At 59.9% G+C, this 22,152-nt stretch carries 24 protein-coding genes, 1 tRNA gene and 1 pseudogene; 11 read left to right on the top strand and 15 right to left on the bottom strand.

Translation table 11 applies throughout. The annotated features are described in order from the left end of the window. Nucleotides 1-96 precede the first annotated feature (96 nt). The 3 genes from IT763_RS05075 to tesA all read right to left on the bottom strand — a co-directional run bounded on the left by IT763_RS05075 (nt 97) and on the right by tesA (nt 2,470). The gene (locus IT763_RS05075) at nt 97-951 is read right to left on the bottom strand and encodes a co-chaperone YbbN (RefSeq protein ID WP_025160052.1); all 855 of its coding nucleotides are present in this window, start codon (nt 949-951) and stop codon (nt 97-99) included. 77 nt (nt 952-1,028) lie between these two features. Next, the gene (locus IT763_RS05080; RefSeq protein WP_097102630.1) at nt 1,029-1,805 is read right to left on the bottom strand and encodes an SDR family oxidoreductase; all 777 of its coding nucleotides are present in this window, start codon (nt 1,803-1,805) and stop codon (nt 1,029-1,031) included. Between the two features lie 26 nt (nt 1,806-1,831). Further along, complete coding sequence (gene tesA / locus IT763_RS05085; RefSeq protein ID WP_161545168.1) at nt 1,832-2,470, bottom strand: multifunctional acyl-CoA thioesterase I/protease I/lysophospholipase L1; 639 nt, start codon at nt 2,468-2,470, stop codon at nt 1,832-1,834. Between tesA and ybbA the strand changes: the two genes are divergently transcribed. The 3 genes from ybbA to IT763_RS05100 all read left to right on the top strand — a co-directional run bounded on the left by ybbA (nt 2,441) and on the right by IT763_RS05100 (nt 5,985). After that, on the top strand, nt 2,441-3,127 hold the full coding sequence (gene ybbA / locus IT763_RS05090) for a putative ABC transporter ATP-binding protein YbbA (protein WP_004940192.1): 687 nt from the start codon (nt 2,441-2,443) through the stop codon (nt 3,125-3,127). The two genes, tesA and ybbA, sit on opposite strands and share 30 nt — an antisense overlap. Next, the gene (gene ybbP, locus IT763_RS05095; protein WP_206195227.1) at nt 3,124-5,556 is read left to right on the top strand and encodes a putative ABC transporter permease subunit YbbP; all 2,433 of its coding nucleotides are present in this window, start codon (nt 3,124-3,126) and stop codon (nt 5,554-5,556) included. Before ybbA ends, ybbP begins: the two co-directional genes overlap by 4 nt. Before the next feature lie 129 nt (nt 5,557-5,685). Then, complete coding sequence (locus tag IT763_RS05100; RefSeq protein WP_016928804.1) at nt 5,686-5,985, top strand: hypothetical protein; 300 nt, start codon at nt 5,686-5,688, stop codon at nt 5,983-5,985. Between the two features lie 78 nt (nt 5,986-6,063). On the opposite strand, the gene purK is transcribed toward IT763_RS05100, so the two are convergent. The 4 genes from purK to ppiB all read right to left on the bottom strand — a co-directional run bounded on the left by purK (nt 6,064) and on the right by ppiB (nt 9,029). Beyond that, complete coding sequence (purK, locus tag IT763_RS05105) at nt 6,064-7,131, bottom strand: 5-(carboxyamino)imidazole ribonucleotide synthase (protein WP_115435648.1); 1,068 nt, start codon at nt 7,129-7,131, stop codon at nt 6,064-6,066. Beyond that, complete coding sequence (purE, locus tag IT763_RS05110; protein ID WP_016928802.1) at nt 7,128-7,652, bottom strand: 5-(carboxyamino)imidazole ribonucleotide mutase; 525 nt, start codon at nt 7,650-7,652, stop codon at nt 7,128-7,130. The genes purK and purE overlap by 4 nt, the downstream gene beginning before the upstream one ends. A 149-nt stretch (nt 7,653-7,801) precedes the next feature. After that, the gene (locus IT763_RS05115; RefSeq protein WP_049299651.1) at nt 7,802-8,524 is read right to left on the bottom strand and encodes a UDP-2,3-diacylglucosamine diphosphatase; all 723 of its coding nucleotides are present in this window, start codon (nt 8,522-8,524) and stop codon (nt 7,802-7,804) included. A gap of 10 nt (nt 8,525-8,534) precedes the next feature. Further along, nucleotides 8,535-9,029 carry a peptidylprolyl isomerase B gene (gene ppiB / locus IT763_RS05120; RefSeq protein WP_016928800.1) on the bottom strand — a complete coding sequence of 165 codons (495 nt, stop codon included), beginning with the start codon at nt 9,027-9,029 and terminating at the stop codon, nt 8,535-8,537. Nucleotides 9,030-9,338: 309 nt separating this feature from the next. Here ppiB and cysS point away from each other — a divergent pair, with 309 nt between their 5' ends. Further along, nucleotides 9,339-10,724 (top strand): cysteine--tRNA ligase, encoded by a 1,386-nt coding sequence (cysS, locus tag IT763_RS05125; RefSeq protein WP_016928799.1) that lies wholly within the window; start codon nt 9,339-9,341, stop codon nt 10,722-10,724. A gap of 60 nt (nt 10,725-10,784) precedes the next feature. Here cysS and ybcJ read toward each other — a convergent pair whose 3' ends face one another. Continuing rightward, complete coding sequence (gene ybcJ, locus IT763_RS05130) at nt 10,785-10,997, bottom strand: ribosome-associated protein YbcJ (RefSeq protein ID WP_015376914.1); 213 nt, start codon at nt 10,995-10,997, stop codon at nt 10,785-10,787. Nucleotides 10,998-11,007: 10 nt separating this feature from the next. Then, nucleotides 11,008-11,874 (bottom strand): bifunctional methylenetetrahydrofolate dehydrogenase/methenyltetrahydrofolate cyclohydrolase FolD, encoded by an 867-nt coding sequence (gene folD / locus IT763_RS05135; protein ID WP_016928798.1) that lies wholly within the window; start codon nt 11,872-11,874, stop codon nt 11,008-11,010. Nucleotides 11,875-12,079: 205 nt separating this feature from the next. Here folD and IT763_RS05140 point away from each other — a divergent pair, with 205 nt between their 5' ends. Together IT763_RS05140 and IT763_RS05145 are read left to right on the top strand one after the other, a co-directional pair. Next, nucleotides 12,080-12,289 (top strand): hypothetical protein, encoded by a 210-nt coding sequence (locus IT763_RS05140; protein WP_028128232.1) that lies wholly within the window; start codon nt 12,080-12,082, stop codon nt 12,287-12,289. Between the two features lie 412 nt (nt 12,290-12,701). After that, nucleotides 12,702-12,778 (top strand) — tRNA-Arg (locus IT763_RS05145). 21 nt (nt 12,779-12,799) lie between these two features. Here IT763_RS05145 and IT763_RS23335 read toward each other — a convergent pair. Beyond that, a pseudogene (locus tag IT763_RS23335) lies at nt 12,800-13,035 on the bottom strand (tyrosine-type recombinase/integrase); the annotation flags it as partial. 188 nt (nt 13,036-13,223) lie between these two features. Beyond that, on the bottom strand, nt 13,224-13,535 hold the full coding sequence (locus IT763_RS05150; RefSeq protein ID WP_115435688.1) for a hypothetical protein: 312 nt from the start codon (nt 13,533-13,535) through the stop codon (nt 13,224-13,226). 356 nt (nt 13,536-13,891) lie between these two features. Between IT763_RS05150 and IT763_RS05155 the strand changes: the two genes are divergently transcribed. The 4 genes from IT763_RS05155 (at nt 13,892) to IT763_RS05170 (ending at nt 18,647) form a co-directional block, all read left to right on the top strand. Beyond that, nucleotides 13,892-14,035: a hypothetical protein gene (locus IT763_RS05155; RefSeq protein ID WP_185976506.1), complete on the top strand. Its 144-nt coding sequence runs from the start codon at nt 13,892-13,894 to the stop codon at nt 14,033-14,035. Between the two features lie 125 nt (nt 14,036-14,160). After that, nucleotides 14,161-15,693, top strand: a complete 1,533-nt coding sequence (locus tag IT763_RS05160) for a glycosyltransferase family 39 protein (RefSeq protein ID WP_197758195.1) — start codon at nt 14,161-14,163, stop codon at nt 15,691-15,693. A gap of 324 nt (nt 15,694-16,017) precedes the next feature. Next, nucleotides 16,018-16,569 (top strand): flavodoxin family protein, encoded by a 552-nt coding sequence (locus tag IT763_RS05165; RefSeq protein ID WP_004940045.1) that lies wholly within the window; start codon nt 16,018-16,020, stop codon nt 16,567-16,569. A gap of 629 nt (nt 16,570-17,198) precedes the next feature. Beyond that, nucleotides 17,199-18,647: a GGDEF domain-containing protein gene (locus IT763_RS05170; RefSeq protein WP_033634293.1), complete on the top strand. Its 1,449-nt coding sequence runs from the start codon at nt 17,199-17,201 to the stop codon at nt 18,645-18,647. Between the two features lie 24 nt (nt 18,648-18,671). On the opposite strand, the gene IT763_RS05175 is transcribed toward IT763_RS05170, so the two are convergent. Next, complete coding sequence (locus tag IT763_RS05175; protein ID WP_016928791.1) at nt 18,672-19,151, bottom strand: cold-shock protein; 480 nt, start codon at nt 19,149-19,151, stop codon at nt 18,672-18,674. Between the two features lie 166 nt (nt 19,152-19,317). Here IT763_RS05175 and IT763_RS05180 point away from each other — a divergent pair, with 166 nt between their 5' ends. Continuing rightward, complete coding sequence (locus IT763_RS05180) at nt 19,318-19,827, top strand: VOC family protein (protein ID WP_016928790.1); 510 nt, start codon at nt 19,318-19,320, stop codon at nt 19,825-19,827. Nucleotides 19,828-19,863: 36 nt separating this feature from the next. Here the strand turns inward: IT763_RS05180 and IT763_RS05185 are convergent, their stop codons facing one another. From IT763_RS05185 to IT763_RS05195, 3 genes are read right to left on the bottom strand one after another with little or no spacing between them, the layout of a single operon-like run. Then, nucleotides 19,864-20,691, bottom strand: coding sequence for an amino acid ABC transporter ATP-binding protein (locus IT763_RS05185; RefSeq protein ID WP_015376924.1), 828 nt, complete (start codon nt 20,689-20,691; stop codon nt 19,864-19,866). Nucleotides 20,692-20,700: 9 nt separating this feature from the next. Next, the gene (locus IT763_RS05190; protein WP_004940038.1) at nt 20,701-21,588 is read right to left on the bottom strand and encodes an amino acid ABC transporter permease; all 888 of its coding nucleotides are present in this window, start codon (nt 21,586-21,588) and stop codon (nt 20,701-20,703) included. 31 nt (nt 21,589-21,619) lie between these two features. Then, nucleotides 21,620-22,147 carry a GNAT family N-acetyltransferase gene (locus IT763_RS05195; protein WP_016928789.1) on the bottom strand — a complete coding sequence of 176 codons (528 nt, stop codon included), beginning with the start codon at nt 22,145-22,147 and terminating at the stop codon, nt 21,620-21,622. Nucleotides 22,148-22,152: the final 5 nt, after the last annotated feature.

The following is a 22,152-nucleotide window of genomic DNA, read 5'->3' on the forward strand; positions in this document are numbered from 1 at the left end:
AGCTGACTGCACGTTCGAGCCCTGGTCGCTTAGTTATCTAAGCTCCTAGGGCTTCTCACCTTTGCTGCCTGGATGCAGCTTCAAGCATGACGAGTATCAGTACAGCAGTGAGTACAGCTGGCGGCGATATTTAGCGGCCAGTGCGTCGCCGGTGCCGAGCGCGGCCAGAATGTCCATCAGCGTCTTGCGCGCGTTGCCGTTGGCGGCGGCCAGATCCTTCTTCAGATGCCCCATCAGCAGTTCCAGCGCTTCTTCGTTACGCCCGACCTGATGCAGCTGCAGCGCCAGCTGCACCGCCAGCTCGACGTTGTCCGGCTGCTGCTGCACCTGCTGTTGCAGCTGTTGGATTTCCGGCGTGTCCGCCGCCTGTTTCAACAGTTCAATCTGCGCCACCAGGCCTTGATAGCGCGTATCACGATCCTGCAACGGGATGGTCGCCAGCACCGCTTCGGCATCTTCGCTGCGGCTGAGGGCGATCTGCGTTTCGGCCAGCGTCAGGCCGATGTCGCTGCGCTGTTGGCTGCTCTGCCAGGCGTCTTTCAGCAGCGGCAGCGCTTCGGCGGCGTTGCCGGCGGCCAGCAATTCTTGCGCCTGCGCCAGTTTCAGATCTTCTTCCTTCGGCAGGAAACGCTGCAGCAAGTCGCGGATCGCTTCTTCCGGCTGCGGGCCCTGGAAGCCGTCGACCGGTTGGCCGTCTTTAAACAGGTAGACCGTCGGAATGGAACGCAGCCCGAATTGGGAGGCGATCATCTGTTCGGCGTCGCAGTCCACCTTGGCCAGAATGAACTGACCGGCGTATTCCGCCGCCAGCTTGTCCAGCACCGGCGTGAGCTGCAGGCAGTGTTGGCTGCGCTCGGACCAGAAGTAGAACAGCACCGGAATGGACATCGACTGTTCCAGCGTCTGGTGCAGGTTAGTTTCGTTAATATCAACAACAGCTTGAGCTAGCATCTTTTTTCTCTCTGATCGTGCGGAGCCATGGGGTGTAGATGGGGGCGCGCCGCCATTCTTCAACCCCGTCGGGCGAATTAAGCGTTGCTGCGCAGCAGCCAATCCAGACAGCGGCCCGGCAAAATGCGGCGCAGCACGCTCATCGCGTGCGCCAGCAGGGTGACCGGATAGCGCAGTTTGGCGCGCGGGCTTTCCAGCGCGTGGCGCAGTTTGGGCAGGATGGCCTCCGGCGGCAGCGTCAGGCGCTTGGCGATGCCGGGATTGTGCACCGGCTTGTCGCTCTGCGCCTGGTTGACGTTCTGGCTAAAGTGGGTGGCGATCGGCCCCGGTTCGATCAGGCTGACCTGAATGCCGCTGCCGTGCAGCTCCATGCGCAGCGCGTCCGACCAGGCTTCCAGCGCGAACTTGCTGGCGGCGTAGGCGCCGCGCCCGGCGCTGGAGACCAGCCCCATCACCGAGCTGGTCTGAATGATGCGCCCTTCGCCGTGCGGCAACATCGCCGGCAACAGCAGCTGGGTCAGTTGGTGGGTGCCGAACAGGTTGGTGGCGAACTGCCGCTCCAGCTGGCGGCGCGAAATGCGGCTAAGCGGGCCGTAAACACCGAACCCCCCGTTATTGAACAGGCCGTACAGGCGGCCGTCGGTCAGCGCGATCACCTCGGCGGCGGCGCGCTCGACGCTGGCGCTGTCGTCCAGATCCAGCTCAATGCCTTCCAGCCCCAGCTGGCGCATGTTTTCCACGTCCTGCGGCTTACGGCAGGCGGCCAGCACCCGGTAGCCGCGGTTGCGCAGATCCTGCGCCGCAATCAATCCAATCCCGCTGGAACAGCCGGTTATCAATACCGCTTTTTGCATAACTTTACCTAGTGTTCGACCCTAATTTAGTGAGACTCATGCTTTACTAGCGGTTCCAGGCGCTCCGCCATCCAGGTGGCGATAAACGGCTGAGCGTCCCCATTGGGGTGCAATCCGTCATCCTGCATCCATTCCGGCTTCACCACCACCTGTTCCATATAGAACGGCAGCAGCGGAATGTTGAACTGCTTGGCCAGCGCCGGGTAGACGGCGCTGAACGCCTCGGTGTAGCGGCGGCCGTAGTTCGGCGGGATGCGGATCTGCATCAGCAGCGGCTGCGCGCCGGCCTGCTGCACCCGCGTGATGATTTGGCCGAGATCGCGCTGTACGTCCTGCGCCGGGAAGCCGCGCAGGCCGTCGTTGGCGCCCAGCTCGATCAGCACCCAGCGCGGCTGATGCTGTTTCAGCAGCGCGGGCAGACGCGCCAGCCCCTGCGCGGCGGTGTCGCCGCTGATGCTGGCGTTGACCAGCTGCGGCGCGCCCGGTTTTTTCTGCCACTGTTCGGCCAACAGCGTCGGCCAGGCCCGCTCGATCGGCAGGCGATAGCCGGCGCTTAAACTGTCGCCCAAAATCAATAAGGTATCGGCGGCGGCAGCGCGTAAACTGAATAATCCCAACAGCAAAAGGAAGGGAAGATGCCAGCGGAAAACGTTCTTGAAGTTCATCATCTTAGTAAACACGTTGGTCAGGGTGAGCATCAGCTCACCATCCTTACCGGAGTCGAGCTGCTTGTCAAACCCGCGCAGACGATCGCCCTGATCGGCGAATCCGGATCGGGGAAATCGACCTTGCTGGGCATTTTGGCCGGGCTGGACGACGGCAGCGAGGGCGAGGTGCGTTTGCTCGGCGAGTCGCTGACCGCGTTGGACGAAGAAGGCCGCGCCGCGCTGCGCGCCAGGAACGTCGGTTTCGTGTTTCAGTCGTTCATGTTGGTGCCGACGCTGAACGCGCTGGAGAACGTGCAACTGCCGGCGCTGCTGCGCGGCGAGAGCGACAGGCAGAGTCGCGAGCAGGCGGTGCAGTTACTGGAACAGCTGGGACTGGGCAAACGTCTCGATCACCTGCCGGCGCAGCTGTCCGGCGGCGAGCAGCAGCGCGTGGCGCTGGCGCGCGCCTTCAGCGGCCGGCCGCGGGTGCTGTTCGCCGATGAACCGACCGGCAACCTCGATCGTCAGACCGGCGATCGCATCGCCGACCTGCTGTTCTCTCTCAACCGCGATTTTGACACCACCCTGATCCTGGTGACCCATGACGAAACCCTGGCGGCGCGCTGCCAGCGGCGGTTGCGGCTGCGTGAAGGCAAGCTGTGGGAGGAAGCATGATCTGGCGCTGGTTCTGGCGCGAATGGCGCTCGCCGTCGCTGCTGATCGTGTGGCTGGCGCTGACGCTCTCTGTCGCCTGCGTGCTGGCGCTGGGCAGCATCAGCGATCGCATGGACAAAGGGCTCAGCCAGCAGAGCCGCGATTTTATCGCCGGCGATCGGGTGCTGCGCAGCGCGCATTCGGTGCCGGAAGGCTGGCTATTGGACGCGCAGCAGCAGGGGCTGAAGGTGAGCCGCCAGCTGTCGTTCACCACCATGACCTATGCCGGCGAGCGGCCGCAGCTGGCGGACGTGAAAGCCACCGATCTGACCTATCCGCTGTACGGCAAGCTGGAAACGCGCCCGGCCAACATCAAGCCCGAACCGGGTAGCGTGCTGGTGGCGCCGCGTTTGCTGGCGCTGCTGAACGTGAAAGTGGGGGATTCGCTGGAGGTGGGCGACACTACGCTGCGTATCGCCGGTGAAATCATTCAGGAGCCGGACGCCGGCTTCAATCCATTCCAGACCGCGCCGCGCATCATGATCAACCTGGCGGACGTCGAGAAGACCGGTGCGGTGCAGCCGGGCAGCCGCCTGACCTACCGCTACATGTTCGCCGGCACCGAGCCGGATATTCAGCGTTACGAGGAACGGCTGGCGCCGCAGTTGACGCCGGATCAGCGCTGGTTCGGGCTGCAGGAGTCCGGCAGCGCGCTCGGCAAGTCGCTGCAGCGATCCCAACAGTTCCTGCTGCTGTCGGCTCTGCTGACGCTGCTGTTGTCGATCGCCGCCGTGGCGGTGGCGATGAGCCACTATTGCCGCAGCCGTTACGATCTGATCGCGGTGCTGAAAACCCTCGGCGCCGGGCGTGGCGCGCTGCGTAAATTGATCGTCGGCCAGTGGCTGGCGGTGATGGCGCTGGCGGCGGCGTGCGGCGGGGCGATCGGGCTGGCGTTTGAAGCGTTGCTGATCCGCCTGCTGAAGCCGGTATTACCGGCTGCGTTGCCTGCCGCCGGCGCCTGGCCGTGGCTGTGGGCGCTCGGCGCGCTGGTGCTGATCTCGCTGCTGGTCGGGCTGCGGCCGTATCGCCAGCTGCTGGCCACCCAGCCGCTGCGGGTGCTGCGCCGCGACGTGACGGCCAACGTCTGGCCGCTGCGCTACTTCCTGCCGGTGACGGCGGCGATCGTGGTGGCGCTGTTGGTGGCGCTGATGGGGGCCAGCACGCTGCTGTGGGCGATCCTGGCTGGCATGGCGGTGCTGGCGCTGCTGCTGGGCGGCATCGGCTGGGGCAGCCTGCTGTTGCTGCGCCGCATCACGCTCAAGAGCCTGGCGCTGCGGCTGGCGGTCAACCGCCTGCTGCACCAGCCCTGGGTGACCATCAGCCAACTGGCGGCGTTTTCGCTGTCGTTCATGCTGCTGGCGCTGCTGTTGGTGTTGCGCGGCGATTTGCTCGAACGCTGGCAGCAACAGCTGCCGCCGGACAGTCCGAACTATTTCCTGATCAACATGACCGAGGCACAGGTGTCGCAGGTGAAAGCCTTCCTGCAGCAGCACCAGATCAAGCCGGAAACCTATTACCCGATCGTCCGGGTGCGCCTGACCGAGATAAACCAGCAGCTGGCGACCGAACGGGTGCATGAAGACGATCCGGGCGGCGAGGCGGTGAACCGCGAGCTGAACCTGACCTGGTTGGCCGATCTGCCGGATCACAATCCGCTGGTGGCGGGCAATTGGCCGCCGAAAACCGGTGAGGTTTCGATGGATGAAGGCATCGCCGGGCGGCTGAAGATCACGCTGGGCGATACGCTGACCTTCAGCGGCGATACCCAGGCGTTCAGCGCCAAAGTCACCAGCCTGCGCCAGGTGGATTGGGAAAGTCTGAAGCCGAACTTTTACTTTATCTTCCCGCCGGGCGCGCTGGACGACCAGCCGCAGACCTGGCTCACCAGCTTTCGCTACGACGGCGACGGCCAGATGCTGACTCAGCTCAATCGCCAGTTCCCGACGCTCAGCCTGCTGGACATCGGCGCGATCCTGAAACAGGTCGGCGGCGTGCTGCAACAGGTCAGCCGCGCGCTGGAGGTGATGGTGGTGCTGGTGGTGCTGTGCGGCGGCCTGCTGCTGCTGGCGCAGGTGCAGGTCGGCATGCGTCAGCGGCGGCAGGAGCTGGTGGTCTATCGCACGCTGGGCGCCGGCAAACGGCTGCTGCGCCGCACGCTGTGGTGCGAGTTTGCTTTGCTGGGGCTGGTGGCGGGCATCGCGGCGGCGATGGGCGCCGAGGCGGCGCTGTGGCTGCTGCAAAGCCGGGTGTTCGACTTCCCGTGGACGCCGACGCCGGTGCTGTGGTGGGCGCTGCCGCTGGCCAGCGCGCTGCTGCTGTCGCTGTGCGGCGGCTGGCTGGGCGTGCGCCTGCTGCGCGGCAAGGCGCTGTTCCGCAGTTATGAGGGTTGATGCGGCTATTTATAACGCCGGATGTGATAAGCACCCGGCTTGGCAGAAAAGAGAGGCGTCGTCTTTAAACTGTATTATTTTCTTGTTTTATAATGTGTTATCTGCGGGTTACCACCAGGAACGAAGGGAATGAAAATCTACTGGTCACTTAAAAGTATCCCGGAATTAAAAAATTTGCCTTTGCGCGAACGTCTCGGACGTTGGCAGCGTGGCCTTGCTTCAGCGGGATTCTTTAACGGAACGGGCATATTGCTGGTTGCATTGTTGCCGTGGTTTTCGATTCTTATCGCTAACGATCTGACCCTTAATTACCCTTTCTTGCGCAATCATATCGTCACAGCGCTTGGATATGGCATCAGCGGTTTTTTGGGTGTGAATCTGATGATAAGAAGTATGCTAAGGAAAAATAAGAATATTTTTTCTGATTAAGTGCAGCGGTTTAAAATTGTCGTCATAAAAAAGGGGTTAGCCTTGGGCTAACCCCTTTTACTTTCGGCGGCGTGAGCCTTAGGCCAGCTTCTGCTGCGCCCAGGCCAGCCCGCTTTGGTATTCGCCCGGCAGCAGCGGCGCCAGCGCCTGCAGCGCCTGGCGCAGATCGGCGGCGCTCGGGTCGTTCAGATTGAGGTGGCCGACCTTGCGGCCCGGGCGCACCTCTTTCTCATACCAGTGCAGATGCACCAGCGGCAGCGACAGCCACTGTTCGTTGACGGCGGTGCCGATCAGGTTGACCATCACCGACGGCGTGCTCACCACCGGCTGCGGCAGCGGCAGGCCGAGGATGGCGCGCAGGTGCAGCTCGAACTGGCTGATGGAGGCGCCGTTTTGCGTCCAGTGGCCGCTGTTGTGCACGCGCGGCGCCAGTTCGTTGATCAGCAGCCGATCGCCGACGATAAAGCACTCCATCGCCATCACGCCGACATAGTTCAGCTCGTTCAGGATCGCCGCCAGCATCTGCTCGGCCTGTTGCTGCAGCGCTGGATTGGGCTGCGGCAGCGCCACGCTGGCGCGCAGGATGCCGTCTTCATGCAGGTTATGGGTCAGCGGGTAGAATACCGAACGGCCGTCGTGGCCGCGCGCGCCCACCAGCGACACTTCGCCGGAGAAATTGATGCCTTGCTCGACGATGCACTCGCCATAGGCGTCAGCCGGCAGTTCGGCTTCTTGGCTCGGACGCAAGCGCCACTGGCCGCGGCCGTCATAGCCGCCGACCCGGCGTTTGACGATCGCCAGTTCGCCCAGCGCAGCGAATACCTGCGGCCATTCGGCGGCGCTCGCCAGCAGCTGCCACGGCGCGGTCGCCAGGCCGAGCTGGTCGAGCAGCTGTTTTTGCGTCAGGCGATCCGCCAGACGCGGGAAGATGTCGCGGTTGACGAAGGCGCTGTGGGTCGCCAGCTCACGCGTCAGCGCGGTTTCCGGCCAGCGTTCTATCTCGGCGGTAATGACGCTGTTCTGATACGGCACCGCTTCAGGTTCGGCATCGATGCCGACAGGGTAGACGGCGATGCCCAGCGGTTCGCCGGCCTGGCGCAGCATGCGCCCCAGTTGGCCGTTGCCCAGTACGCAAACCGGCTTCATGCGTCCTCCCGCGGATCGGGGTGGTTCAAGACGTCTTCGGTCTGCGCCTGACGCCAGTCCGCCAAACGCTGTGCCAGCGCGGCGTCGTGCAGCGCCAGGATCTGCATCGCCAGCAGCCCGGCGTTGGCGGCGCCGGCTTTGCCGATCGCCAGCGTGCCCACCGGAATGCCGCGCGGCATCTGCACGATGGAGTAGAGGCTGTCTACGCCGCTCAGCGCGGCGCTTTGCACCGGCACGCCCAACACCGGCACCAGGGTTTTCGCCGCCAGCATGCCCGGCAGATGCGCCGCACCGCCGGCGCCGGCGATGATCACGTCAAAGCCGTTGGCGGCAGCCTGCTCGGCGAAGCTGAACAGCTTGTCCGGCGTGCGGTGAGCGGAAACGACTTCGACATGGAAGGGGACGTCGAGCTGGGTCAGGACTTCGGCAGCGAACTGCATGGTGGCCCAGTCACTTTTCGATCCCATTACAATTGCGATTTTCGCCCCGGTATTGGCGGCTGAAGCGGCGTTGGCTCCCATGGGTGTAAGGCTCCGGTGATTTGTCTGGCGTCGGCTGAGGGCCGAATGAGGGCGTAGAGCATACCATGAGCGCACGGCGAGGAAAACGGTTGCGTCGCCGGTTTTCACCGTCGAAAGCGCGAATTTTCACTCTCGCGCCAGTGCGGAATTCAGAATGGGAATGAGATCAGCTCGACGGCGTCGGCGCTGACTTTGATCATCGATCCTTCGACGTGCCAGGCACCCAGCACCGCACGATGGGCTTCGCCATTGCTCAGCGCCAGTCGGTGCACCGCCGGGCGATGGGTATGGCCGTGGATCATCCAGTGCACGTCGTGGCGCAGCATCGTTTGCTCGACCGCCTGCGGGTTGACGTCCATGATGGCGTCCGACTTGCCTTGGTTGGATTGCTGGCTGCGGGCGCGCATGTTGGCGGCGATCTTCAGTCGCCAGCGCAGCGGCAGCGCGAGGAACAGTTTTTGAATCAGCGGGTTGTGCACTTTACGGCGGAATTGCTGATAGGCTTGATCGTCGGTGCACAGGGTGTCGCCGTGCAGGATCAGGATCCTGCGGCCGTACAGCTCCAGCACTTTTTCTTCCGGCAGCAGCTGCATGCCGCTGGCGCGGGCGAAGCGCTTGCCGAGCAGAAAATCGCGGTTGCCGTGGATGAAATAGCAGGGCACGCCGGCCTGTTGCAGCGCTTTCAGCGCCGCGGCGATCTCCGCGTGCAGCGGCTCGGGATCGTCGTCGCCGATCCAGGCCTCAAACAGGTCGCCGAGGATGTACAGCGCGTCGGCGTGCATCGCTTCGCGCCGTAAAAAACGCAGAAAACCGGCAGTGATTGCCGGTTCCTGTGCGCACAAGTGCAGATCTGCGATGAACAGCGTACTCATGCAGCCGCGATTACTCGCTGACGGTCACGCTGTTGATGACGACGTCTTCTACCGGTACGTCCTGGTGCATGCCGCTGCGGCCAGTTTTCACGCCTTTGATCTTGTTGACCACGTCCATGCCTTCAACCACTTCAGCGAACACGCAGTAGCCCCAGCCCTGCACGTTTTCGCCGCGGAAGTTCAGGAAGTCGTTGTCAGCCACGTTGATGAAGAACTGTGCGGTGGCGGAGTGCGGATCGTTGGTACGCGCCATTGCCAGGGTGCCGATGGTGTTTTTCAGACCGTTGTTGGCTTCGTTCTTGATAGCCGCATTGGTCGCTTTCTGGTTCATGCCCGGCTCGAAACCGCCGCCCTGGATCATGAAGCCGTTGATCACACGGTGGAAGATGGTGTTGTCGTAGAAACCGGCGCGGCAGTAGTTCAGGAAGTTTTCAACGGTAACCGGCGCTTTGTCAGCAAAGGTCTTGATGACGATATCGCCGTGATTGGTGTGGAAAGTAACCATAGTTTTAATCCTAACAAGATGAAGTGAGACGCCACGTAAAGCGAGTGAACATTCAGACCGCCCTTATAACATATCCGCCCCGGCGAGTCAGCAGCGGGTCAACCGCGCACTGTCTGTGGTAATTGTTTTGTTGTTATATTATAACAATTATGCCGGCGACCGGATTTTACGCGTTTTCTTCGCGTGAAATCAGCAAAGCTTGGCCTTAACCTTGCAATAGATCAGGCTTCAGGTTTCAATACGCTACCGGGCGTAAAACCTGAAGCCCGGTTATCTTTTTTGTTATCACGCACACCACGGAATCTCCCGATGCTAAAGATTTTTAATACCCTGAGTCGTCAAAAAGAGGAATTCAAACCCATTCATGCCGGGAAAGTGGGCATGTACGTGTGCGGGGTAACCATCTATGACCTGTGTCACATCGGCCACGGTCGTACCTTTGTCGCTTTCGACGTGGTGGCGCGTTATCTGCGCTATCTCGGCTATTCGCTGAACTACGTGCGCAACGTCACCGACGTAGACGACAAAATCATTCGCCGCGCGGCGGAAAATCATGAGACTTGCGACCAACTGACCGAACGCATGCTGGCGGAAATGCACGCCGACTTCGACGCGCTGCTGATCGATCGTCCGGATCAAGAGCCGCGCGCGACCCAGCACATCGCCGAGATCATCGAGATCACGCAGCGTCTTATCGATCGCGATCACGCTTACGTGGCCAGCAACGGCGACGTGATGTTCTCCATCGACAGCGATCCGCAATACGGCCTGCTGTCGCGTCAGGATCTGGATCAGCTGCAGGCCGGCGCGCGCGTGGAGATCGACGACGTGAAGCGCAACCCGATGGACTTCGTGCTGTGGAAAATGTCCAAGCCGGGCGAGCCGAGCTGGCAGTCGCCGTGGGGGCCGGGCCGTCCGGGCTGGCACATCGAATGCTCCGCCATGAACTGCAAACAGCTGGGCACCCACTTCGACATCCACGGCGGCGGTTCCGATCTGATGTTCCCGCACCACGAGAACGAGATCGCGCAGTCGAGCTGCGCCCACGATGGCCCGTACGTCAATTACTGGATGCACTCCGGCATGGTGATGATCGACAAAGAGAAGATGTCCAAATCGCTCGATAACTTCTTCACCATCCGCGACGTGCTCGGCCATTACGATGCGGAGACGGTGCGTTACTTCCTGATGTCCGGCCATTATCGCAGCCAGTTGAACTACAGCGAAGAGAACCTCAAGCAGGCGCGCACCGCGCTGGAGCGCCTCTATACCGCGCTGCGTGGCACCGACGCCGATGCCGTGCCGGCCGGCGGCGAAGCGTTCGAAGCCCGCTTCCGCGAAGCGATGGACGACGACTTCAACACTCCGGAAGCCTACTCGGCGCTGTTCGATCTGGCCCGTGAGGTTAACCGCCTGAAGAGCGAAGACATGGCGGCGGCCAACGGCATGGCGGCGGAACTGCGCAAGCTGGCGAAAGTGCTCGGCCTGCTGCAGCAGGAGCCAGAGCAGTTCCTGCAAGGGGGCGCACAGGTTGACGACGGCGAAGTGGCGGAGATTGAAGCGCTGATCAAACAGCGTAACGAAGCGCGCGCCGCCAAGGACTGGGCGCTGGCGGACGCCGCGCGTGATCGGTTGAACGAGATGAACATCGTGCTGGAAGACGGCCCGCAGGGCACCACCTGGCGCCGTAAGTAAGCCGGCCGAAGTGAAAACAAAAAAGGCGCTGAATTCAGCGCCTTTTTCTATGGCTGCGGGTTAGGGTTTAACCATGACCTTGCCGCCGTTGAACTCCACCACCTGATCGGCGACGATCTTGCAGCGCTTGCGGGTTTCGACCTTGCCGTCGACTTTCACCAGCCCTTCGGCGATGACTTCTTTGGCGGCGCCGCCGCTTTCACACCAGCCCTGGAACTTCAGCAGATCGCACAGTTCGACATGGGGATGATTGTCCAGATTGAAAATTTCCATACTGCCTTACTTATTTAGGTTGAACGTCGTGATATTCCTCGCAGGCCTGCAAGGTATTTTGGATCAGTGTAGCCACGGTCATCGGGCCAACGCCACCCGGCACCGGGGTGATGTAGGCGGCGCGCTCGCTGGCGGCGTCGAAGTCGACATCGCCCACCACTTTACCGCTTTCCAGACGGTTGATGCCGACGTCCACTACGATGGCGCCCGGTTTGATCCAGTCGCCCGGGATGAAGCCCGGTTTGCCAACCGCCACCACCAGCAGATCGGCGTTCTCGACGTGGTGACGCAGATTTTTGGTGAAACGGTGGGTGACGGTGGTGGTGCAACCGGCCAGCAGCAGCTCCATGCTCATCGGGCGGCCGACGATGTTGGAGGCGCCGACCACCACAGCGTTCAGGCCGTAGGTATCGATGTTATAACGCTCCAGCAGGGTGACGATGCCGCGCGGCGTGCACGGGCGCAGCTTGGGCGCGCGTTGGCACAGGCGACCGACGTTGTAGGGGTGGAAGCCATCGACGTCTTTGTCCGGATGGATGCGTTCCAGCACCTTGACGTTATCGATGCCGGCCGGCAGCGGCAGCTGCACCAGAATGCCGTCGATTTCCGCGTCGGCGTTCAGCTGGTCGATCAACGCCAACAGCTCGGCTTCACTGGTGGCAGCGGGCAGGTCGTAGGAGCGGGAGAGGAAGCCGACTTCATCGCAGGCGCGGCGCTTGCTGGCGACGTAAATTTGCGAAGCCGGATTCTCGCCGACCAGCACAACCGCCAGCCCTGGGGCGCGCTTGCCGGCCGCCAGACGTTGTTTCACTTGCTCAGCCACTTCGTTTCTAACCTGCTGCGCAATCGTTTTACCATCAATAATCTTTGCTGACATCAGTGTGGAAATCCATCAATTAAGAAAAGCGGGGATGCCGCTATTCTGTCAGAAGCTGAGCGCGCTGTCAGGCGCAGAATCACCCTCGCCGCCGTTAGCGAGACCGATTTACGCTTTTTTTATGCCGACTTCAGGAACCTCTACGCCATTTTTACCGGCATTTGCATACGCTGGGGCCATACACAGGGCGAAAGAGGGCAGGATCATGAGAGCGATAACCCGGCTTTATCCGTTGCATCATCAGCCTGATCAGCAACCGGCGCAGCCTAAGCACGTTGGCGAGACGGTGTTCGATTCTTCGCTGCACCCGGCGGACGGCGCGCAGCTGACGGCGTTGCATCAGCTCGGCCGGCGCGAAGCGGCGCCGTCGTGGCGGGTACGCCTGAGCGCGCTGTGGCGGAAGCTGTGCGCATGAACGGCTGCGCATGGGTAGGCTGCACGCTATGGCTGCTTTGGGCGCCATGGAGCCAGGCTTCTTTAAACAGCGCGCGCCCTGACGCCGCATGGGTTGAAAGCGTGACGGCGACTTGCAACACACGGGTGATTGAGCATGCCGATTGGGGGGACATTGCCGCAGTGGTGCAGTCTACGCGCCTTTGTCTGCGGCGGGGCGGTGGGCGGCAAGAGGCTGAGCGCACGCCGATTTACGTAGGCGTTGGCCTGGTTCAGCATAACGGCGCTGGTTGACGAGAACCCTCGCCGCGCGGGCGCTGGCGGAAAAAACGCCATAAAGCACGGCCGCCGTCGTAACGTCATGAAAAGGCATTGACTCGCTAACCTCTGACCGTATAATCCCAACCCGCAGCCGCAGGTTGCCGCATCTCAATGCGCCCTTAGCTCAGTTGGATAGAGCAACGGCCTTCTAAGCCGTAGGTCATAGGTTCGAATCCTATAGGGCGTGCCATTAAGTATCAATGAGTTAGGCTCATTCTCCCACTGCAAGATTTTCCAAAAGTGCCAGATTAGTGACATTGCCCGCCAAGACTTCGTCAGTTTTTCTCGCATGTTCGGTTAGATGGGTTGGGGATAGGTGAGCATAGCGCTGAACCATTTCTATGCTCTCCCAACTGCCCATTTCGTGCAGTGCCGAAAGCGGGGCGCTGCCTGAACCAACCAGCTTGCCCACGTATGCCGCAGATCGTGAAAGCGGAAATCAGTTATCTATATGTTGAAGAAATACCCCAACTCTGGGGATTATCCTGACGGCTTGATTTAAAAAACGGCTGCGGCCGTTTTTTGCGTCATGTGGGAGCGATATGAGAAAGTCATAAAAATGGCCACCTTAAAGGATAGGCTATTTGATAGAGCGGCAATTAATATGCGTAAAGGATTAAAGGCGCTGAAGTAAATTAAAGCATTTTCCCTTCCATCACGTAAAAATCTCCACTCATCGTTGTGTAGTAAGCATAAGAAATGTTTTTTTCGAAATTATCGCAGTGAACAACGGTATTTTTATCGGATTCTTGCCAGGAAATCATGAAATAGCCGTCAGCCAATGAACGCCACTGGAAAGGCACATTCATAATGGTTCCGCGAAGTTCTCCGTTTAGAAACTCAACGGTAATGGTGTTTTCACTGGCATGGTAGGCGTTTTTAACTTCGAGACCATTGTCCATCTTGATGGTAAAAGATTGACCGGCATAAGGAAATTTTACAGCCATTGTCGCAACTCCTTTAATGTGTCGTAAAAGCGGCGGTGAAGCACGCTGCTATCCCGAATCACTCGTGCCTAAGACGGGAGTGAGGTCAGCCAACTGAGCGTTAAGCGGCTGGATAGGGCCAATAAATAGTAGAGAGGGCGCATCGGTGGAAAAAGGGACCGGCGGGCAATTCACTTTTCTCTTTTTGTTCATAAAGAGGACGGGCGGCTGGTTACTGTTCACTGCGGGGACAGTGGGGTTTAAGTGACGGGTCTTTGCCAGGCACCGAACGCGGTCACAGGAAACGGCAAGCGGCATTGAACCTTCGTTTAGTTTGTCACGCTACAATAGGTGAAAATTTCCCCATGGAGCCTATCGTGCGCAAATCCAGATTCCTGCTCGTGACCTTGCTGTGCCTGTGCGCCGCCGCCATGCTGTACGTTATGGCATATCGGGCACTGGGGCATTACCTCAGCGACGGCGAGAAGGCCTACCCGGATATCAGCGTTGAAATTCGCTGAGGGCCGTGCGCCCTGAAGGGGACTGCGCCGAATTTTTCGCACTGATTTACCCGCCATTTACCCGCCGTCGGCAATGATGACGCTGCGTCTCCACATTGTGTGGTTCTTTTGGGCGGAATGCGGTTATGTCACTGCAGCAGGTATCGAATGTTTCTTTGAGCAACAACGGCTTAAAGGGCATCGGTTACAAACATTATGCGTTGGCGATCGTGGCGTTTTCGGCGCTCGTACGGTCTATTTCCTTAACGGACAGGTATTTTTGGTGCGATGAAGCCTCCAGCGTGCTGACCAGCCGTTACGATGTGGGCGCTTTGCTCTATCACGCTTCCTTCGATGTTCACCCGCCGTTTTATTACCTGCTGCTGCATGGCTGGATGGCGCTGTTTGGCGACGGCATTCTGGCGGCCCGCTCGCTGAGTCTGGTGTTCGGCGTGATGACGGTGGCGCTGGCGATGCGCTTTACCCGTTGGCTGGCCAATGAGCGGGCGGCGCTGATCGCGGGATGGCTGATGGCGATCATGCCGATGGCGGTGCGCTACAGCCAGGAGGCGCGCATGTATGCGCTGATGGGGCTGCTGGCGATCGCCGCCGCCATGGCGTTGGCGAAGTGGCTGAAAACGCCGGATAACCGCCGTTATCTGGCGCTGTATGCGTTAGTGATGACGCTAAGCTTTTATACCCATTACTTCACGATTTTCACGCTGATCGCTCACTGGATGGTACTGCTGGCGCTGTCGTGCCGCCGCGAAGGCGAACGTTACATCAAACGGCCGGCGTGGTGGTTGGCCAATGCGGCGATCGGGATGGCCTACATTCCCTGGCTGCTGGCGCTGTTCAATCTGCTGGCGCATATCGCCGAACTGCGGGTCGGCGGCGACGTCGGTTGGATCCCTCGGGTTTCCTGGGGCGATCTGCCCGCGATGTATTGGCGTTTTCTCACTGGGCATGATGGCAGCAACTATCCCATGGCCATTCTCTGGCTGTTGCCGGCGATGTTTGTCGCGTTGTGTTCATTGCTGCTGTGGCGGCGGGAGACGCCGAGAACATTCTCTCTGTTGTTGCTTGGCGGGATTCTGATCCCGGTGACGCTGGTCTTCGCCATTTCCTGGCGCTCGCCGCTGTTTGTCGATCGCTACCTCTATTCGGCCGCGCTCGGCATCCCGTTGGTGTTGGGTGTGCTGATCGCCAGAACGAAAAGCCGAGTGCGCGGGATCTCTTTGCTGCTGTTCTTCAGTTTGTTGTTCGGTTGCGGTGTGCGTAACGATTACCCGGTCGAGAAAGATGAGTTCAAGGTGATGGTGCACTACATCAACAGCCACTATCAGCTCAACGATGCGGTGGTGGTCAGCAACATGTTCAACTACCTGAGTTATGTGTATTACAACAAGAAGGGTTATCGCGCCTTGCTGTACACGCCGGCCAGGCCCAACGGCATCTCGGGTAAGCCCAATGCCTATGGTTTCGGTACCTTTTTCCACGATCGGGCGGCGCAGACCTACGTCGATAAGCTCAGCGCCTTATCGAAAGGCCATCGCCGGATTTGGCTGGTCAGCGGCGGCGATTTCAACCAGGACTTCGGCCGTTCGCCGCCGGGTTGGGTCAACACCGCTACCTTCAAGAGCGGCGGTTTTGAGTCGCGCCTGTTCGTGGTGCGTTGAGTAAAATGTCATATTTCCCATTCGGCGTTACATCTGGCTGAGCAAACTTACGCGGGGATGACAGTTCTATACATTGAGATTGGTACTGTAGCTCTACCCGATGATGTTGTGTGTTATCCATTCCCTGTAGTGTATTACCCCATCCCTGTTAAGTTTATCCCGCCTTGTGCGGGATTTTTTTTATCTGTGTATGCCTGGCGGGGTAACGCGATTTTTTTGAATAACACCGTCAGTTTTATTCGGTATTCAGTCGCTGCGCGCTTGATTAGATTGAACGCGAGAGGGGCGCCGTCGGCGCCTTTGTGCAATGAGTGGAGAATTTCTATGGCGAAGACAGTAGTGGTGTTTCATTCCGGCTACGGCCATACCGAGCGTTTGGCGAAAGTGGTGGCGGAAGGCGCCGGGGCGGAATTGATCGCCATCGATCAGAACGGCGATATCAGCGACGAAGCCTGGCAGACGCTGGATGAGGCGGACGCCATCATCTTTGGCTCGCCGACATATATGGGCGGCCCATCCTGGCAGTTCAAGAAATTCGCCGACGCCAGCTCCAAAGCCTGGTTCGGCCGCAAGTGGCAAGACAAAGTGTTCGGCGGCTTTACCAACAGCGCCAGCCTGAACGGCGACAAGCAGGTGACGCTGATCGCGCTGCAGACGCTGGCTTCGCAACATGGCGGCCTGTGGGTCAGCCTGGGGCTGCTGCCGGCCAACACCAAATCGGCGCAGCGCACCGACGTCAATAACCTGGGCGGTTCGGTGGGGCTGCTGGTGCAGACCCCGGCGGATGCCGGCGTGGATGAGATGCTGTCGGGCGATCTGGCGACCGCCAAGCTCTATGGTCAGCGCGTAGCGGGCTTTGCCGCCAAACTGGCGTAATACCTATCGCGTAGATGGGACGGTGACGCGGTTGAACGGATGCCGCGTTCATTTTCTCTGCACAATTGGCGTGTAATCTGCGAAATGTTATTAGCCTGCTTGGGCTAACACTGCATTTCGTACAAATATTCCCGGTTCCTAGGCCGGGTTTTTTGTTGCTAAGGTCTGCTTAAGCTTTCGCCGCTATACTGCGCGTCAGCATGGTCATGCAATGCATGGCCGTGTCGTAACTGTCGATTTGCTGTTGTTCAAGCAAGCCCGCTTCATGCGGGCTTTTTTTGGGTTGTTATTGCACAGGCGGCCCAGTTGCAGGAAAATAATCGCGCAGTGATTCAAACATCATTTAATGACCAATAACCATAAACTTATTAATGTAATTAACGCTGTCGGCGGCCTATTACGCCATGCGCTATGCTGACAGCAGAGTAGGTATTATTTGCTGACGCTATGCGGGGGGGCCCGCCGCGGCCGCCTCAGGCTAAGAAAAGTCTGTTAATTAAATGTTAATGTTTTTTATTATTGATTTGTCTGGCTTTTTTGGTTGAAATTCGGATTGACTATCCCTCACTGGCCGGGCGAGCGAGTATGCACATTATTATTCTGGTTATTAGCAAAATATGGGCGAGGCGATGAACGCCAGAATAAACGCCAGGCATGGCCTGCCGCTAACGGTTCAGCTGATCAATCTTTTCATGCTGGCCTTTTTACTTTCCCTGGTGGGTATTCTTAGCCGGCCAATTGGCTCGCTTTCCTTATTTTGGCCGGTGAATGCGATTCTGCTCGGTCTGCTGCTGCGCAAACCCATTTACGCCACGCCGCTCGGCTGGCTTACCACCTATCTGGGCATGATAGTCGCCGATCTCATTACCGGCGAAGGCTGGTCCCTGGCGCTGTGGCTGAACGCCTGCAACATGTCGCTGATCGCCGTCGGTTACGGCATCATGCTGATGCTGCCCCAATCTCAACGGCGCATGGGCAAGCCCCAGGCGATACTCTATATGTTCAGCGCCAGTTTGGCCGGCGCGGCGGTGGCGTCGACGCTGTCGGTGCTGCGTAATGACAGCCTCTATAACAACACGGTGGTGATCGCCTGGCTGGCCTGGTTCAGTGAGCAGTTCTCGACGACCTTGCTGCTGTTGCCGGTGCTGATGGCGGCGCCGCGGCTGAAGCAACTGTTGCGCATGCAGGTGCGTTGGCGTTTGCAAGGTTGCCTGCCGCTGCTGGCGCTGCTGCTGTCGCTGGTGTTCAGCGTCTATATCGGCGGGCCGGGTGCTATCGCCTTCCCGATCCCGGCGCTGCTGTGGTGCGCGGTGCGCTACCAGCTGTTCCCCGTGACGTTGCTGACGCTATTGACCGGCATGACCGAGATCAGCAGCATTTCCGCCAACCTGATGCTGTATGAAACGCCGAACAACCACAACGCCTTCCTCGATACGCTGATGTCCGCCCGATTGGGCATCGCCATGCTGGTGATGGGGCCGCTGATCCTCGCCAGCTCTATCGCCGCCAACCGCAAGCTGATGCGGCGTCTGGAGCACAGCGCCAACCACGATTTTTTGACCGGCGTGCTGGCGCGCAGCGCGATGACGCGTAAAGCGGGCGAGCTGCTGGAGCATAAACATCGCTCCAAAGAGGCGGTGTCGCTGTTGCTGATCGACATTGATCATTTCAAGCAGATCAACGATACGCACGGCCACAGCGCCGGCGATCAGGTTTTGGCGTCGTTTGCGCACATCGTGCGGCGCGAGCTGCGGCACGATCAGCTGTTCGGCCGCCTGGGCGGGGAAGAGTTCGCCATCATGCTGCCGCGCGCGTTGGCGGCGCAGGGCGTGGCGTTGGGGGAACATTTGCGCCGGCTGGTGGAGCAGACGGCGCTGCAGGTGGAAGGCAAGCAGACGTTGAAAATCACCATCAGCGTCGGCGTCGCCAGCCTGGCGATGAACGAAGTGAAATCGCTGGAGCAACTGATGAACATGGCGGATATCGCGCTGTATCGCGCCAAATCGCAGGGGCGTAATCGGGTGGAGTCGTTCAACGTGGTGAACGGCAACAGCGTCGAGCATATCCTGTTCCGTTAGGGCTCGACGCCGGGCAACCGTTGCTTACAGGCTTTTCAGCGCCTTGATGGTTTCATCCATGTCGATCTCGTGCTCGGAGAAGGTATGGGTGGTGTTCTGGAAAGTGGTGATGGTCAGCATGCGCAGCGTTTGCATGGCCTGTGCCTGCTCTTCTGACTGCGGGCGAATGCGATTCATCAGCAGGCCGACCGACAGCACGGTGTTCTCTTTATCCACATCGGCTTTGACCGGCACTTCCTTGGTGAAGGTATTGAAAGACTTGATGCTGGTGATCTTGATTCTTTCATTGGCGATGATGATGTATTTGCTGGGCGCCAACACTTTGACCGCATAAGCCGACGGACCTTTGGTGTTATTGGTCGGTTCGAAGGTCACCGCCGCGTTTTTCTTAATCAGCTCCGGATTCTGCACTTTAATCACGTGAAAATAACGATTTTCTCCGTTCTCGTCGGTAATAAAGCCGAAGCCTTTGTCTTCAAAAAAAGTCGTTATCTTGCCGTTCATCGCTATTCTCACAAAAGGGATCAATACAGCGCTTATGATAGCGCGGAATGCCTTGCAGCGACAGATTGCGCGGGCGGCATTTAGTCATGCGATAACGGCATTTAGCGGCTTTCCCCCCACATGCTATGTTCATGCTGACTTCATTCAATGCGAAAAAGGAATATCGATGGGCATCAAACGTCTCAATCACGCCGTGCTGTATGTCAGCGATGTGCGGCAGAGCGCCGACTTTTATCATCAGGTTTTGGGCTTCAAGCTGAAGCCGTCCGACAGCCCCGACCGGGCGGTATTTACCCAGGCCGCCGATTCAGACAACGATCACGATTTGGCGCTGTTCAGCAAGAATCTGGGCCAGCAGCGCGCCGGGGTGTTTCGCGCCAACAACGAGCCGCCGGCAGAGCATGAGCCACCGGCCGGGCTGTACCATCTGGCCTGGGAAGTGGACAGTCTGGAAGAGCTGGAGCGCATTCGTCACCAGCTGGCCGAACGCGGCATTCTCGGGCTGGAAGAGGATCACGGCGTACACAAAAGCATTTATGGCCACGATCCGGACGGACTGCTGTTTGAGGTGACCTGGTTTATTCCGCCGGCGCTGCTGACCGAAGAGGATAAAAACCGGCAGGGAATTCGCCCGCTGGATTTCGCCGCCGAGAAGCGGCGTTTCGCCGGCCTGTAAGCGGATCAGGTGCGGGGCGCTGCGGCGCCCCGACGATCACAGCACTTTGTTGAGGAAGTTAACGGTGCGCGGGTGCTGCGGCTGAGCCAGCACCTGCCTGGCGTCGCCCTGTTCGACGATCTGCCCGTCGACCATAAACACCACCCGATCCGCCGCTTCGCGCGCAAAGCCGATTTCATGCGTGACTACCACCAGCGTGACGCCCAGATCTGCCAATCCCTTAATCACGTCCAGCACTTCGCCGACCAGCTCGGGATCGAGCGCGGAGGTCGGCTCATCGAACAGGATCACCTTCGGGTTCAGCGCCAGCGCGCGCGCGATGGCGATGCGCTGCTGCTGGCCACCGGAGAGGTGGCGCGGGTAGGCATCCGCCTTGTGGCGCAGCCCGACGGTATCCAGAAGTTCATAGGCCACCGCCTTCGCCCGTTCGCGGGAGTGAATTTTGTGCACCACCGGCGCTTCGATGATGTTTTCCAGCACCGTCAGGTGCGGGAACAGGTTGAAGTTTTGGAACACGTAGCCGACGTTGATGCGCTGCCGGAGAATGGCCTTTTCCTTCAGCTCGTACAGCCGGTTGCCCTTGCGGCGGTAACCGACGTAGTCGCCGTCGATGCGGATAAAGCCTTCGTCCACGCGCTCCAGATGGTTGATCGCCCGCAGCAGCGTCGATTTGCCGGAGCCGGAAGGCCCGAGGATCACGGTTACGGTGCCCGGCTGCAGCGTCAGGCTGACGTCGTCCAGCGCCTTGTGTTTGCCGAAAAACTTGCTGACGTTGCTGATTTCGATCAGGCCGCGCGCCGGCACCGGGGTGAGATTGCGCGCCGGCTGTTCGGGCAAGGCGTAATAATCAATGGCTTCAGACATGCGGGTCTCCTAACGTTTTAGCCAGCCGGCCAGTTTCTGCCAGGGCGTCGGCGGCAGTTCGCGCACCGCGCCCCGAGCAAAATAGCGCTCGATGTAGTATTGGATCACCGACAGCGCGGTGGTGATGAACAGATACCAGACGGTGGCGACCATCAGCAGCGGTATCACCTGCTGAGTGCGGTTATAGATCACCTGGATGGTGTAAAACAGCTCCGGCAGCGCCAGCACGTAAACGATCGAGGTGCCTTTCGCGAGGCTGATGATCTCGTTGAAGCCGGTCGGAATAATGGAGCGCAGCGCCTGCGGCAGAATAATGCGGAAGGTGCGGCGATAGCCCGGCAGGCCCAGCGCCGCCGCCGCCTCGTGCTGGCCGTAATCCACGCCCAGAATGCCGCCGCGGATGATCTCGGCGGTGTAGGCGGACTGCACCAGCGTCAGGCCCAGCACCGCCACGGCGAACTGGCCGAGGATGTCGATGGTCGGGTAACTGGCGAACACCACCGAGGTAAAGGGAATGCCCAGCGAGATGGCGTCGTACAGATAGGAAAAGTTATACAGGATGATCAGCACCAGGATCAGCGGCAGCGAGCGAAACAGCCAGATATACCCCCAGGCCAGCGACGCCAACAGGTAAGAGCGCGACAGCCGCGCCAGCGCCAGCAGGGTGCCGAACAGGATGCTGAACAACGTGCCGAGCAGCGTCAGCAGCAGGGTCTGTCCCAGCCCCGCCAGCACCGCCGGGGCGAAGAACCACTCGGCGAACACGCCCCATTCCCAGCGCGCGTTGCCCGCCACCGATTGCACGATGGCGGCCAGAATAAACAGCGAGAACAGGGCGCCGATCAGCCGCAGCGGATAGCGGGCGGGCACCACTTTCAAGACTTCTTGTTTGGACATGTCATGTCTCCTGACTACAGATAAAGGGGGTTTAGGCGATTTTCCTTTCTGACGCGCAACAACACGCGTCCTCTGCAATCAGGCTTTTGCGGAACGGCAGGCGGCCATCGTAGGGCGGGCGGCTGTAAACCTCGCTGTCAACGGTGGGATCGAACTGCGGCTGGTAACCGTTGCTCAGGTACAGGCCCACCGCTTCGGGCTGGCGAAAGCCGGTGGTCAGGTAGAGCCGGCGATACCCCTGCGCCAGCGCCAGCGTTTCCAACTGTTGCAACACCCGCTGCGCCAGGCCCTGGCGGCGCAGATCGCCCCGGGTCCAGATGCGCTTCAGCTCGGCGGTTTGCCCGTCATAGCGTTTGAAGGCGCCCATGGCGATCGGCGCACCGGCGCGCAGCAGCACGATGAAGGCCCCTTGCGGCGGTGCATACAGGTCCAGCGGTTCCGGTTCCTGGTCACCAAAATAGTCGCCGTAGCGCTGACGATATTCGCCGAATAGCCCCTCGATCACCGGGGCGATCAGCGGATCGGTCGGCAGCGTCTGAATGAAAGTGTCTTGCGTCATCGCAC

Origin of the sequence: Serratia sp. CMO1 (assembly GCF_015689115.1) — a bacterium.
In the GTDB taxonomy this organism is placed as follows: Bacteria; Pseudomonadota; Gammaproteobacteria; order Enterobacterales; family Enterobacteriaceae; genus Serratia; species Serratia marcescens.